The 13,178-nt window shown below is 71.0% G+C and carries 11 protein-coding genes; 6 read left to right on the forward strand and 5 right to left on the reverse strand.

The window, feature by feature from the left end; genetic code table 11:
• The first annotated feature begins 7 nt into the window (after nucleotides 1-7).
• Together KCQ71_RS11215 and KCQ71_RS11220 are read left to right on the forward strand one after the other, a co-directional pair.
• Nucleotides 8-1,678: an ABC-F family ATP-binding cassette domain-containing protein gene (locus tag KCQ71_RS11215; RefSeq protein ID WP_223405822.1), complete on the forward strand. Its 1,671-nt coding sequence runs from the start codon at nucleotides 8-10 to the stop codon at nucleotides 1,676-1,678.
• A 17-nt stretch (nucleotides 1,679-1,695) separates the two neighbouring features.
• Entirely contained in the window at nucleotides 1,696-4,212 is a 2,517-nt protein-coding gene (locus KCQ71_RS11220; protein ID WP_223405824.1) for a DUF6630 family protein, read from the forward strand.
• A 39-nt stretch (nucleotides 4,213-4,251) separates the two neighbouring features.
• Here KCQ71_RS11220 and KCQ71_RS11225 read toward each other — a convergent pair whose 3' ends face one another.
• The 5 genes from KCQ71_RS11225 to KCQ71_RS11240 all read right to left on the reverse strand — a co-directional run bounded on the left by KCQ71_RS11225 (nucleotide 4,252) and on the right by KCQ71_RS11240 (nucleotide 8,576).
• On the reverse strand, nucleotides 4,252-5,436 hold the full coding sequence (locus tag KCQ71_RS11225; protein ID WP_249422805.1) for an MFS transporter: 1,185 nt from the start codon (nucleotides 5,434-5,436) through the stop codon (nucleotides 4,252-4,254).
• Between the two features lie 158 nt (nucleotides 5,437-5,594).
• A complete protein-coding gene (locus KCQ71_RS27970) occupies nucleotides 5,595-5,717 on the reverse strand; it encodes a DUF8730 family Cys-rich protein (protein WP_504739600.1) in 123 nt (40 codons plus the stop codon).
• Between the two features lie 39 nt (nucleotides 5,718-5,756).
• Nucleotides 5,757-7,040, reverse strand: a complete 1,284-nt coding sequence (locus tag KCQ71_RS11230) for an MFS transporter (RefSeq protein WP_223405827.1) — start codon at nucleotides 7,038-7,040, stop codon at nucleotides 5,757-5,759.
• Nucleotides 7,037-7,621 (reverse strand): ArsR/SmtB family transcription factor, encoded by a 585-nt coding sequence (locus tag KCQ71_RS11235; RefSeq protein ID WP_223405829.1) that lies wholly within the window; start codon nucleotides 7,619-7,621, stop codon nucleotides 7,037-7,039. Before KCQ71_RS11235 ends, KCQ71_RS11230 begins: the two co-directional genes overlap by 4 nt.
• A 55-nt stretch (nucleotides 7,622-7,676) precedes the next feature.
• Nucleotides 7,677-8,576 carry a LysR substrate-binding domain-containing protein gene (locus KCQ71_RS11240; RefSeq protein ID WP_223405831.1) on the reverse strand — a complete coding sequence of 300 codons (900 nt, stop codon included), beginning with the start codon at nucleotides 8,574-8,576 and terminating at the stop codon, nucleotides 7,677-7,679.
• A gap of 97 nt (nucleotides 8,577-8,673) precedes the next feature.
• Between KCQ71_RS11240 and KCQ71_RS11245 the strand changes: the two genes are divergently transcribed.
• The 4 genes from KCQ71_RS11245 (at nucleotide 8,674) to KCQ71_RS11260 (ending at nucleotide 13,167) form a co-directional block, all read left to right on the forward strand.
• Nucleotides 8,674-9,735 (forward strand): YeiH family protein, encoded by a 1,062-nt coding sequence (locus KCQ71_RS11245; RefSeq protein WP_223405833.1) that lies wholly within the window; start codon nucleotides 8,674-8,676, stop codon nucleotides 9,733-9,735.
• Nucleotides 9,736-9,804: 69 nt separating this feature from the next.
• Complete coding sequence (locus KCQ71_RS11250) at nucleotides 9,805-11,088, forward strand: polysaccharide pyruvyl transferase family protein (protein ID WP_223405834.1); 1,284 nt, start codon at nucleotides 9,805-9,807, stop codon at nucleotides 11,086-11,088.
• On the forward strand, nucleotides 11,085-12,320 hold the full coding sequence (locus KCQ71_RS11255; protein WP_223405836.1) for a Coenzyme F420 hydrogenase/dehydrogenase, beta subunit C-terminal domain: 1,236 nt from the start codon (nucleotides 11,085-11,087) through the stop codon (nucleotides 12,318-12,320). Before KCQ71_RS11250 ends, KCQ71_RS11255 begins: the two co-directional genes overlap by 4 nt.
• 1 nt (nucleotide 12,321) lies before the next feature.
• Complete coding sequence (locus KCQ71_RS11260; RefSeq protein WP_223405838.1) at nucleotides 12,322-13,167, forward strand: glycosyltransferase; 846 nt, start codon at nucleotides 12,322-12,324, stop codon at nucleotides 13,165-13,167.
• The last annotated feature ends 11 nt before the right edge of the window (nucleotides 13,168-13,178 follow it).

Here is a 13,178-nt window from a genome sequence, read left to right on the forward strand (position 1 = left end):
GACCATCATGTCTGCCACGCTCCAGGTGATCGGGTTCGGTGCTGCCCACGGCGCCCGCGAACTGTTCACCGATCTCACGTTCACGATCGCACCAGGGGACGTCTGGGGTCTCGTCGGGGCGAACGGGGCCGGGAAATCGACCCTGCTGGCCGCGCTCGCGGCGCGCTCGGAAGACCCTGCGAGTAGCGGCGGGGCGGAGCTGACCGGGCGCACCGTGCTCGCTCCCCCGCAGGCGACCGTCGGCCACCTCGTCCAGGAACCCGAGCGACTGGCCGGGGAGGACATCCTGGCGTTCCTGCGTCGGCGTACCGGCGTGGACCGGGCCGGCGTGGCGATGGACGCGGCGGCTCACGCCATGGCCGACAACCCCGACGACGGCGCAAGGGCCGACGCCTATAGCCTCGCCCTGGAGCGGTGGTTGGGTCTGGGCGGGGCCGACCTGGATGAGCGAGTACCCAGCGTGGCCGCCGACATCGGCCTGAAGGTCGCGCTCGACGCGCAGATGACGTCACTCTCGGGCGGCGAGGCGGCCCGGGTGGGCCTCGCGGCGCTGCTGCTGCAGCGTTACGACGTGCTCCTGCTGGACGAGCCGACGAACGACCTCGACCTGGCCGGCCTCGACCGACTGGAGCAGTTCGTGCGTGGCTCGCGAGCGCCCATGGTGATCGTCTCCCACGACCGCGAGTTCCTCGCCCGGACGGTCACCGGGATCGTCGAACTGGACCTGGCCCAGCGTCAGGTGAACGTCTTCGACGGCAGCTATGACGCCTACCTGGCCGAGCGTGAGGTGGCCCGGGCACGGGCACGCGAGGCGTACGAGGAGTACGCGGACACCCTCGGCTCGCTCAAGTCCCGGGCGCAGACGCAGAAGACCTGGGTGGACAAGGGCGTGCGGAACGCCCGCAAGAAGGCCAAGGACGGCGACAAGCACATCATCAACGCGGCGGTCGCCCGGTCGGAGAAGCAGGCCGCGAAGGTCAGCCAGTCCGAGCGTGCGATCGAACGCCTCGAGGTGGTCGAGGAGCCACGCAAGGAGTGGCAGCTGCAGATGTCCATCGCCACGGCGTCCCGGTCCGGGTCCGTGGTGGCCACACTCGATGCGGCGGTGGTCCGCCGTGGCGACTTCACGCTGGGTCCGGTGACCGCGCAGGTCGACGCCGGGGACCGGATCGTCATCACCGGGGCGAACGGGTCCGGCAAGACCACGCTGCTCGGCCTGCTGCTCGGGCGGATCGCGCCCGACTCGGGGCGGGCGGCCCTGGGCTCCGGGGTCGAGATCGGTGAGGTGGACCAGGCCAGGGCCCTGTTCGACGAGCCCGATTCGGTGCCGGTGCTGTTCGGTCGGCTGGTCCCGGACTGGGCCGAGGCGGACGTGCGCACCCTGTTGGCGAAGTTCGGACTCGGCGGGGAGCACGTGCGCCGCCCGGCGGCGTCCCTCTCCCCTGGCGAACGCACCCGCGCCGCGCTCGCCCTGCTACAGGCCCGCGGCGTGAATCTCCTGGTCCTGGACGAACCGACGAACCACCTGGACCTGCCCGCCATCGAGCAGCTCGAACAGGCCGTGGAGTCGTTCGCGGGAACCGTGCTGCTGGTCACCCACGACCGTCGGATGCTTGCCGAGGTGCGGGCCACCCGGCGCTGGCAGCTGGACGCCGGGCGACTCACCGAACTCGACTGACCTGCCAAGATCGTGCCGTGGCAGACATCGACACCCTGGCAGCCGTCGCACTGAACGAGCAGGGTCGGCGGGTGCTGGCCGAGGCCAGCGCGTACCTGGCACAGGTGGGACCGGAGCAGTTCGGCGAGAGCTACCCGGACCTGGCCGACGACTTCTCCGACGAAGCGCCGGCCCCGATCACGCTGCTGCTGGGGGTGGGCCAGGCGCCGTACCCGGTGACGATCGGCTGGTGCGACTGGTCGGGTGAGGACGATCCGGGGCAGGTCCGCCGCTTCGTCGACACGGCGTGCGGCAATCTCGGGCTGACTCCCCCGGCCTGGGACTCCGGCACCGAGGACCGGGTGATCACTGAACTCGGGGCAGGTGTCAAGGCCGGGCAGTATGTGCCCGCGCTGCTGGTCGATGTCGACATCCAGCTGCGGGCGGCTGGGCTGCGCCTGCTCCTGATCGACACCGACTCGGACACCTATCAGTTCGTGCCGGTGACCACCGAGGCCTTCCGTGCCCTCGAGGGCGCTCAGGGTGCCGGATTCACCCTCACCGGGGTCGGCTCGCTGACCGCGCCGGCCTCGACGCAGCCGCCCCACCCGCCGCAGGAGTCCGCGCCGGGCAACCCCGATCTCTACGCCCGGGACGCCCGGGGACCGGTCTGTGCCGTGGCGGTCGAGCTGGACGGGAAGGTGATGGGCTACCTCTTCCACGGCCTCGATGGCGAAGAGAACAAGGGCGGACTGCTCTGGTCCGCCACCGATCGGGCGCACCACGCGAACCGGAACCTCGGGCCCTGGACCGGCCGGATCAAGGAACTGCGGGCGGCAGGCATCGCGCCGGCGCAGGGTGTGGCCTCGCTGCTCGGTGTCGAGGACCCGGCCGGCGCCGGCCGCGTCGGCGCGCAGTTGCAACGGTACGAGAGCACCACCGTCCTGGACCGCTTCCTCAACCCGGGCACCTACCAGCGGCTCGAGAACGAGCGGCGTGCGGCCGAGCAGCGTGCGCGCGACCTGAGCGGCTACGGGCCACTCGCCCGACCGGTGATCGATGCGACGCTGCGCGGCGAGATCCGGATCACCGAAGCCTGGGCCGCACAGATCCACGAACTCGACACCGAACTGCGCCAGCACCCTGCGGCCCAGACCCTCGACGCCGTCGCTGTCACGAGCACCGCGGCCATCGACCGGAACGCTCGGATCGGCAGCCGGGTCCGGGAACCGAGCTACCTGCGCACCTATCGCCGGACACCGGACCTCGACCTGACCGGGGCCGAGGTCGTGGTGGAGCTGACAATCCCGGCGGGGACGGCCGCGCTGACCGTCGCGGCCGGCCCCTTCGATCCCGCCGAGGTCCTGCTGCTCGACCGGGGCACGATCTGGGAGGTCGAGAGCGTGTCCTCCGGTCCCGAGCCGCTGCGGGTCCGGGCGCACCTGGCCGGACGCGAGCCGGATCAGCTCCTGGTGGGCCGGTTCCTGGGCGCGCAGCGCGTGCTTCGGGACCCCAGGGCCGATGAGGCCTACTTCGACGATCTGGTCGTCCACCAGGCGGTGGCCTGCCAGTCCGACGACCGCCGCCTGCGGAGGCCCGACGACGAGTGGCGCGACGTCAAGCACCTGGGCGTCGCCGCCGGGGACGCGATGAAGCACCGCTGGGCCAGGTTCAGTGCGCTGTACTCGCAGGGAGCCTCCCCGGCGGTCCTGCGCGAGGAGTTCGACGCGATCCTGCGAGCGGCCGAACGAGCCGATCGACTGGCCCGCCAGACGCTTCCTCCGGAGACGCTCAAGGCCCGGTACCAGGTCGGCAGGAACAAGGACTTCTACCGGCAGTGGCTCTGGCTGGTCACCCTTGGCCTGACGTTCGACGTCGACGATCACACCTTCGACCGGGTGGTCGCGGCTGTGGAACTGGGCTGGGGCGACAGACTGTTGGACCGGCTCATCGCCACCCGCCGGCCACAGCACCCGATCGGTGCGGAACTCGCCTTTCCCCGGATCGTCGGGCCGCTGGACCAGGCGATCGCCACCCGGGATCTCGCGAAGGCACGCAAGCAGGTGGCCGGCTACCTGTCGAAGTGGTACCCGGCCTGGAAGGGCACCTGGGGCTGGGGTGGGCACGACCTCATCCCGAAGCGTCACTACTGGGGGTACTGGGCGTTCGAGGTGCCGGGCCTGGTGGCTGCGCTCGGTCTGGACGAGGCGACCCTGCGCGACGACGAGTACTACCCGGGCGCGCTCCTGGCGGCTGGCGAGCCGGAGCCCGTGACTCGGTCCGACCCGACGCCATCGGCAGGACCCTCTCGGGCCTCGGTCACAGCTGCCCCCGTATCGGCCGACCTCGGCGACGTCTGGGCCGCGCCCGCGTCGCGGCCGCCCGGACTCTACGCGCACTACCTCGGCGCCGAGTATCAGTTCACACCCGCCGCGCACGGCCGCGGGACGTTGCGCACCGCCGGCCCACCGCCCGGTCCAGGGTGGCGACCTGACGGGTGGACCTGGGTGCTGGAGGTCGACATCCACGAGGTGGAGTTGTTCATGGTCCAGTGACGCCCGAGGCGGTGCGACCGCTTCCCGCGGACGCTGCGCTCAGTCGGCGGCCGGGACGGAAGCCGGTCGATGGGGCGGCAGCCAACGACGGGCAAGCACCGCCGTCGCCAGGCTCGGCACCGTCAGCAGGGCAAGGACCGTCACGATCGACCACCAGGTCGACCCGAGGGCCACGAACGCGAAGACCGCCAGTGAGAACACCTCGGCCCCGAGGCCGCTCACCGAGGTCACGGTGGCCCGTGCTGCCCCGGAGATGCTCTCCTGCAGGCGGGCCTCCCCGATGAGGAACGCGTTGTTGACCGCCCCGTACCCGAGCGCGATCGCCACGAACCCGGCCGGACCCCCGGCCAGGGCGCCGACACCGATGAGGACGGCTCCGGTGCCGTACAGCCACGCGATCCGGCGCTGGCTCCACCCGGTGGTCCGGCCGGCGAGCGCGGTGCCCAGCGCCTGCCCGGCCACGATGACCGCGAGCAGCACGGGGATCCGGTCCGCGGCGAAGCCGTGTTCGGCGAGCAGCAGCGGGAAGTACTCGTCGTAAGCGGTCAGGCCAAGCATGGCTGCGGCGATCACCGCGACCCGGCGTACCCGCGGAACTCGGACGGCCTCGCCGAGCCCGGACCTGAGCATCGCCAGGTACTCGGCCAGTGCCTTGGTGCCCGACGGCGGTTGCTGGGTCTCGCGCTCGGGCTCGCCCGGGCGGTGGTCATCGGGGGCGGCCGACGCGTGGTCGCCCGTCGGTGCCGGGGCCGCCGCCCGGGACGGGGGTAGCGCCGCTGCGACGGCGGTGTGCACGAGCGCCATCGCGACACTCACCGCCCCCACCAGGGCGTACCCGCCAAGGCTGACGAGGAGCCCGGCGGCCGCCATCGCGGCGAGCGTGGCGAGCAGCGCCGCGGTCTGCGCGCGACCCTTGATCGCGGCGTAGCGATGGGCGGCGCCGGTGGCGTTCAGGTGGTCGTACAGCAACGCCTCGAAGGTGCCGGACATCAGCGCAGACGAGACGCCCCAGCAGACGAAACCGATCAGGTAGCCCGCATACGCGGGCCAGGCCAGCCACAGGCCGAACGCGACCGCGTAGAGCAGTCCGCTCAGCACCAGCAGGCGTCGTCGATCGACCGTGTCCGCCCAGGCACCCGAGGGCACCTCGGCCACGAACGACGTCAGCGACCACACCACGAACAAGGACGAGATCTGCGCGGCCGAGAGTCCGCCGTCGGACATCGCGAGGGCGTAGACGGCGTAGAACGGGATGGCCTCCCGGGTGGCCAGGAAGGCGACCGCCCGGACCGTCAGGGTGCGGACGGTGAGTTACGGCTGCGCGGCGGGGTATCGCATCGATTCACCGTACCGGGCGAGCGCCGCCCGTGGAAGGGGATTTCTCAGGTGCGCGGGCAGGTGCACCGCTGGTCGTCGGGCACCCCGTTCAGCGCCTCGTCGACGTGGTCACCGCACCCGGCCCAGGTGGTCTTGTTGCAGTTGGCACAGGAAACGGGATAGCACATCGGTTGAACTCCTGATCGGGGACGGGATCCGGAGCGATCCTACGCCGCCAGCCCGGGCAGTTCGTCGGGCCCGGTCGGCTCGGGCGTGGGGTCCGGGGCCTCGTCCGCGGTCTCCCCCGCCGCTGCAGGGGTCTGGGTCCGCCCGATCAGGAGCACCGCGGCGCAGCCGAGCAGCACCACGCCGGCGGCGACCATGACCAGTCGGTAGTCCACCACGGTGATGAGCGCGGCACCGGCTGCGATCGAGGCCAGCTGCGGCAACGACATCGCCAGGTTCGTCGCGGCTGCGGTGCGGCCCTGCAGCCGGGGCGGGGTGAGCCGCTGCCGGGTGGTGATGAGCGCGACGACCAGCCACGGCACGCTGATCCCGGAGATGGCGATCGCCACCACGGCCACCGGGAGCAGCGGGATCGGCAGCAGATCCGCGGCCAGGCCGAAGGCCGCCACGCCGAGCCCGAGCAGGGCGACGCCCACGGTGCGCGCGGGCCCGAGCCGGCGCAACGCCGTCGCCGAGGTCAACCCGCCCACGATCGCAGCCGCACCCTGGATGCTCATCAACACCCCGAAGAACGCGGCCTCCATACCCAGGCCCTTCTCGACCACCTCGAACAGGGCACTCTCGAACACGCCCAGCACACCGAACGCGATGGCCGTGACGATCACGATCCGAGCGAGCAGCGGGACGCTCGCAACGTGCCGGAACCCGCCCGCCGCCTCGGTCCAGAACCCGGCCCGCTCCTCGGCCGATTCCGGCGCGGACTCGACGACGTGCACGGTGAGCAGTGCGAGTGCGGTCAGAACCAGGATCGCGGCAACGCCCAGCCCGAGCGCACCGCCGCCCCACAGCACGTACAGGCCTGCGCCGATCGCCGGGGTGACGATCCGTAGCCCCTGATCAATCGTGGACAGCAGCGCGTTCGCGTTGTCCAGGTGCTCGTCCGGAAGCAGGTCGCGCAGCAACCCGGACTGGGCCGAGCCGTTCAGGATCCCGAGCGCCCCGTACGCGAACGCGACGACGTAGATGATCCAGAGGTCCGACGCGCCGTCGACGAGCACGAGGGAGGCGGCCACCACGGCGGCGGCGAGATTGGCCACGATCAGCAGCGACCGCCGTCGGGCCCGGTCGGCGAGCAGCCCGAGCAGAGGCGCGGTGAGAGCCGGGAGACCGAGGGCGAGGAACACCAGTCCGGCCGCGCCGGAACTTCCGGAGAGGTCCTTCGCCCAGATCGCAAGCGTGAGGAAGAGCGCACTGTCGGCGAGGTTGCCGATGGTCCAGGCCCCGAGGAGCCGGCGGAACGTGGCGATGCGTAGGACGTCCTTCATGACTGGGCTCCGTCGGCTGTCTCGGACTGCTGCCCGGGCTCGGGCACCAGGTAGCTCGTGGCGAACACCCGGACCAGGGCGCCGTCCTCGGGGCGCGTCTCGGGGTTCTTCCAGCGGGGCACGTGGCGCATGATGATCTCGCCGATCTCGTCACCGATCGCCCGGGCCTCCTCGGGCGTCACGTAGAGGGTGGCGCCGGACTGGAAGAGGTTGCCCTGCCAGCGTTCGGGCGGCGGGACGTGCTGCGCGGCCCTGACCCGGGTGGTCTCCCACTCCAGGAACGTCGCCCCGAGGGCCCGCACCGCGGCGGTGGACTCCTCATCGGGCCCGTAGTCGTCCCAGCTCTGCTCAATGTCGACCACCCGCCACGGACGGTCCCGGCCGGTGTGCCCGGGCACGCGTTCGATATAGCCGAACTCGGCCAGGGTGCGCAGGTGGAAGGAGCAGTTCGACGGCGTCGAGTCGGTGAGCGCGGCGAGCTCCGTCGCGGTCGCCTCGCCCTCGATGGCGAGCCGCTCGAGCAGCGCGAAGCGCAACGGGTGCGCCAGTGCGCGCATGGCTCGGGGGTCCTCGATCTTCATGTCGACGACTCTAGACTTGAAAGACTTCTTTCGCAAGAGTTCTTTCAGATGAGATTCAACGCCTCCCGAGCACCACGGCGAGGAAGTCCTCGATCGCCGCCGGCGGGCGCCATCCTCGGCGCCAGATCGCGTGCAGGGTCCGGGTCAGGTCCACGCCCGTCACCGGGACCGAGACGAGGCGCCCGTCCCGCAGCTCCGCGGCCACGGCGAGCTCGCTGATCACCGCGGGGTAGGCACCTGAGGCGACCACAACCTTGACGGCGGCGTTGGAGTCGAGCTCGACGCCGGGTTCGAGTTCGCGACCGAGGGCCCAGCCGAGAGCGTCCCTGGTGCCGGACCCCGCCTCGCGCGAGGCCAGGCGCAGCTCGGCCAGTTCCTCGGCGCCCACCGGCCGGCGCCGCCGCGTCAGCGGGTGGCCGGGTGCGACCACCAGCAGGAGCCGGTCGGCACCGACCCGGCGCCGAACCAGGTCGGTCGGCACCGTCGGACCCTCCACGAATCCGAGGTCGATCTCCCTCCCTCGGAGCGCGGCGATCACGTCGCGGGAGTTCGCGACCCGCAGGCGCACCCGCGCCTCGGGGTCCAGCGCCCGGAACCGCGCCAGCCAGATCGGCACCAGGTACTCGGCGACGGTCTGGCTGGCCGCGATCGCCACGTCACCCTCGCTCTCGGCGGCCAGTGCCCGGGCCCCGGTGACGAGCACACCCGCGGCCTCGACGACGGCGCGGGCCCAGCCCGTCACCATCCGCCCATGCTCGGTGAGTTCGGCACCGCGGCTGCGCCGGTCCAGGAGCTCCAGGCCGAGGCGGCGCTCGAGCTGCTTGATCCGGTTGCTGGCCGAGGGCTGCGAGATCTGCTCGACGCGGGCCGCGGCGGAGATGCTGCCGTGGTCGGCGACCAGCACCAGCAGCCGCAGTGCGTCGAGGCTGAGGTCAGTAGGCACCGTGGTGGGCATGGCCCTCCTCCCTGTCGTCTTGTCCATAGCCTATGCCTATGGATATCTCGTGAACTGGTAGGTACCGCTCGGTCGCCGGTGGCGTCACGCTGGATCTGTGCTCCGCTCCCCCACGCCGACGGCGCAATCCGTTCGTTGGCACCGCTCCCGCCTCCCTGGGCTACTTCTCGCTGCCTTGATCGCCGTTGTGGCGACCGCCGTCGGGCAGGTGGTGCCGCTGGTCGGCGGTCCGGTGTTCGCGGTGCTGGTGGGCGCGCTGGTGGGCGTGTGCGCGCCGAAGGTCGCCCACCACCCAGCGATCGGGCCCGGGCTGACCACGGCGAGCCGCCTGTTGTTGCAGTGTGCGGTGGTGCTGCTCGGCGCGCAGCTCTCGATCCGGCAAGTTGTGGAGGTGGGCGCGAGCGGCCTGCCGGTGATGATCGGCACGCTCGTCGCCGCACTCGCCGGTGCCGCACTCCTCGGCCGGGCGCTGCGTGTGGACTCGGACCTGCGCACCCTGATCGGCGTCGGCACCGCGATCTGCGGCGCGTCGGCGATCGCCGCCGTCACCCCGGTGCTGCGGCCGACGGGGACGAAGGTGACCTACGCGCTGTCCACGGTGTTCGTGTTCAACATCGCAGCCGTGCTCGCCCTCCCGCCGCTCGGCCACCTTCTCGGGATGAGCCCGGAGGGCTTCGGGCTGCTCGCCGGGACCGCCGTGAATGACATGTCCTCGGTGGTGGCCGCCGCGACCAGCTTCGGAGACGGGGCCGCGGACACGGCGGTGGTGGTCAAGCTGACCCGGACGCTTGCGATCATCCCGATCGTCGCCATCCTGGCGGCGCTGGTCAGCCGGCGCGACCGGCTCGCAGCGGATCCCGCCGAGCCAGGTGCAGCCACATCGCCCCGGTTGTGGCGCCTGGTGCCGTGGTTCCTGGTCGGCTTCCTCGCGGTGGCCGGAGGGAACGGGCTCGGCCTCATTCCTGCTGCCGCCCAGCCGACGATCGCGTCCGTCGCGGCCTTCCTGATCACCATGGCGCTAGCCGCGATAGGCCTGGGTACCGACCTGCCCGCGCTGCGCCGAGCGGGTGCTACCCCCCTGCTCCTCGGCGGCCTGCTGTGGCTGATCGTGATGGGCACGAGCCTCGGGTTGCAGGGACTGCTCGGCACGCTGGTCTGATCGGGATCGACTTGGAATCGGACCGCGAACGGCCCCCGAAGAAACAGCCCCACCTCCATACTTGAGCAAGTGAGGAGTCTACGAGTGGTTCTGGCCGGCGCTGCGATCGGCAATGGCAACCGGGGGGTCGAGGCGCTCGGTCGGTCAGTTGCCGATGCCGTCCAGCGGGAGTCACCGGGGAGTCGACTCACGATCCTCGACGATGGTTGGGGGCGTCGCGCGGAATCGAGCGGCCGGTACCCCGACGCGGACGTCGAGTACCTCGGCGTGCGGCTCTCCCGACGGTGGCACCGGCCCGAGAGCTGGGCGCAGATCCGCCTCGCGCAGCGGTTCGCCCCCCAGCTGAACCCGGCTGCACGTCGGTTCACGGACGCGGACGCGATCCTGGACATCTCCGCCGGTGATAGCTTCACCGACCTCTACGGGCCGACCCGGCTCGCTTCGGTCTCTGAACCGAAGGAGGCAGCCCTCCGGGCCGGTCGGCCTTTGATCCTGCTGCCGCAGACGTACGGCCCGTTCACGACCCAGGAGGGACGCCGGAAGGCCGAGCGCCTGGTGCGGGCCTCGGCCATCGCCTACGCGCGCGACGAGTGGAGTCATACCCAGTTGCTCGAACTGGCCGGTCCCGACGCCGACACGTCGCGGTTGCGCCGCGGCGTCGATGTGGCGTTCGCGCTCGAGCCACGCGAACCCGACAGTGAGGCCGTCCGGTCCCTCGCCGCCCTCGAAGGTGAGGTCCTCGCCGGCGTGAACGTGAGCGGACTCCTGCGCGACCGATCGGGCCACGAACGCTTCGGCCTCGCGGGTGACTACATCGAGACGATGACGAGCCTGGTGCGGCAGCTGATCAAGGATGGCGCGCACGTGGTGTTCGTGCCGCACGTGCACCTGCCCGGCGGTGCGGGCGAGAGCGACGTGGCGGGCATCGAGGCCGTGCGGGCCGGCCTCGACGAGGCCGAGGTTGCGCGCACCAGCACCGTCCCGGCAACCCTCGACGCAGCCGAGCTGAAGTGGTGCATCTCCCGGATGGACTGGTTCGTCGGGAGCCGGATGCACTCCACGATCGGTTCTCTCTCGACCGGTACCCCGACCTTCGGTTACGCATACAGCGACAAGACCCAGGGCGTCTTCGACAGTTGCGGCATGGGCTCACAGGTCGCCGATGCGCGTCGCGTTGCGGGAGATAAGGCCGTCGCCGCGATGGCGGACTCCTTCACCTCACGTTCCCGGCTCCGCGACGAACTCGCCCGGACCATGCCCCCGGTCGTCGATGAGTCGCAGCGACAGCTCCGGGACGTCCTGGCCGCCGTGGCCGGTTGGTCCAAGTCCGACGCCGTGAATGTGATCGCGTGAACGCCCGCCTCGACAGCATCGATGCCGTGGTCGACGCACACCTGTGCACGGGCTGCGGAGTGTGCGCCTACCTGCGCCCGGACGCCCTGCGGATGGCTGACGTCGACGGCGTCGGTATCCGCCCCCTGCCCATTGTCGGCATCACCTCCGGGGTAGCCGGAGACGCACTCGCTGCCTGCCCGGGCCGCGCGCTACAGCACGACGAGGCAACCCTCAAGGACGCGCCGTTCGGTGGCGAGTGGGGGCCGATCCTCGACCTCTACGAATGCTGGGCCACGGACCCGGACGTCCGGCACCGAGGCTCGTCAGGTGGGGTCGTCAGCGCCCTGGCAGCGCATGCGGTGACCTCTGGGGCCGCCGTCGGAGCCCTGCAGGTGCAGGCACGCGCGGACGCGCCGATCCTCAACGAGACCCGGCTGAACCGCAGCTACGCGGACATCGTCTCGGCTGCGGGGTCCCGGTACTCGCCGGCCGACCCGTGCGAGCGCCTCGACCTGGTCGAGTCCGCCGAGGGACCGAGTGTCGTGGTCGGGAAGCCGTGCGATATCGCCGCGACTCGCGCAGCCGCGGATCGTCGCCCGGAACTGGCCGAGAAGGTCGGCCTGACGATCGGGATCTTCTGCGCCGGCACCCCCTCCACAGCCGGGACCGCGGACCTGGTCCGTGGTCTTGGTATCGATCCGGCGGACGTCGAACGCCTGGATTACCGAGGCGAAGGATGGCCGGGCGAGTTCCGGCTTCGGACCCGCTCCGGAGACACCCGGTCGCTCAGCTACGCAGAGTCTTGGGGCTCGCTGACGAAGCGGCGTCAGTGGCGCTGCATGATCTGTCCGGACCACACCGGTGAGTTCGCCGATCTGTCCGTCGGCGACCCCTGGTATCGCCGCACCGAGGGCCAGGACGGTCGTTCGCTCGTCGTTGTGCGCACCGAGCGCGGACGCGCGGCCCTGCTCCAAGCGCTCGCAGACGGAGCAATCGAGGGCGGCCCGCTCCCGCTCGACAAACTGCCCGCGTCACAGCCGAGCCTCGAGTCCACCAGGGGCGCGCTCTGGGGACGTCTGCTGACGCTACGACTCGCCCGAGTGGGTACGCCCACCTTTCGCGGGCTCCCTACCTTCCGGCTGTGGCTCAAACTCGGGATGAGCCAGAAGGTCTCGTCCTTCGCGGGGACCGTGCGGCGGATCAAGGTGCGGGGCCTGCGCCGACCCGAGTTCATCCGAGAGGAACGCTGACGTGTCACATCGGGCAGACATCCTGATGATCACCTACAAGAGTGCCGGGTACCTGCACCTGAGTCTGCCGAGGCTGCTCGAGACACTGGGTGAGCAGGACCGGGTCTGGCTCTGGCACAACGGAGACGACGAGGCAACGATCGAGGCCCTGCGACCGTTCACCACCGACCCGCGCGTGCACCGGTACCACCACAGCCGCGAGAACGTGAAGCTTCGCGAGCCCACCACGTGGCTGTGGCGCGAGTCGACGGCTCGGTTCGTCTCCAAGGTCGACGACGACTGTCGGGTGGCACCGGGGTGGCTCGACACCTTCGCCGACGCGCACGAGGCCAACCCGGAGTTCGGCGTCATCGGAAGCTGGCGCCATCCAGCCGAAGACTCCCGACCGGAGTTGGCGAAGAAGAAGATCCAGACCTTCAACGGCGGCCATCAGCTGATGCGCAACCTGTGGGTGCAGGGAAGTGGCTACCTGCTGTCCCGAGCGCTCACCGAACGGCACGGCTACTTGGGACCGGAGGAATCATTCACGGGCTACTGCATCCGGCTGGCTCGCGGTGGAGCCGTCAACGGGTTCTACTACCCGTTCGTCCCCGAGGACCACATGGATGACCCGCGGTCCGAGCACACGCTCATCCACACGGATGCCGACCTCCGTGAACGGATGCCGTTGTCCGCACAGGCCAACGGGGTGCAGACCGTCGCCGACTGGACCGCGCAACTCGTTCAGAGCGCCGCCGTGCTGCAGAGCGCCTCGCTCGACCCGCGGGCCTACAGCGGCTGGCGGAAGAAGTTGAAGTCGGCGCAGCGACGACTGAGAACGATGACGGGCAGGCCGGCTCAGTGGTGACGCAGGTGCCG

Origin of the sequence: Occultella gossypii, from assembly GCF_019947135.1 — a bacterium.
GTDB classification, from domain to species: Bacteria; Actinomycetota; Actinomycetes; order Actinomycetales; family Beutenbergiaceae; genus Occultella; species Occultella gossypii.

Coding starts and splice junctions, on each gene's coding strand:
- KCQ71_RS11240 (WP_223405831.1), bottom strand. CDS start 8,576: ATGCCCACCACGGTGCCTACTGACCTCAGCCTCGACGCACTGCGGCTG.
- KCQ71_RS11235 (WP_223405829.1), bottom strand. CDS start 7,621: ATGAAGATCGAGGACCCCCGAGCCATGCGCGCACTGGCGCACCCGTTG.
- KCQ71_RS11230 (WP_223405827.1), bottom strand. CDS start 7,040: ATGAAGGACGTCCTACGCATCGCCACGTTCCGCCGGCTCCTCGGGGCC.
- KCQ71_RS11225 (WP_249422805.1), bottom strand. CDS start 5,436: ATGTCCGACGGCGGACTCTCGGCCGCGCAGATCTCGTCCTTGTTCGTG.
- KCQ71_RS11215 (WP_223405822.1), top strand. CDS start 8: ATGTCTGCCACGCTCCAGGTGATCGGGTTCGGTGCTGCCCACGGCGCC.
- KCQ71_RS27970 (WP_504739600.1), bottom strand. CDS start 5,717: ATGTGCTATCCCGTTTCCTGTGCCAACTGCAACAAGACCACCTGGGCC.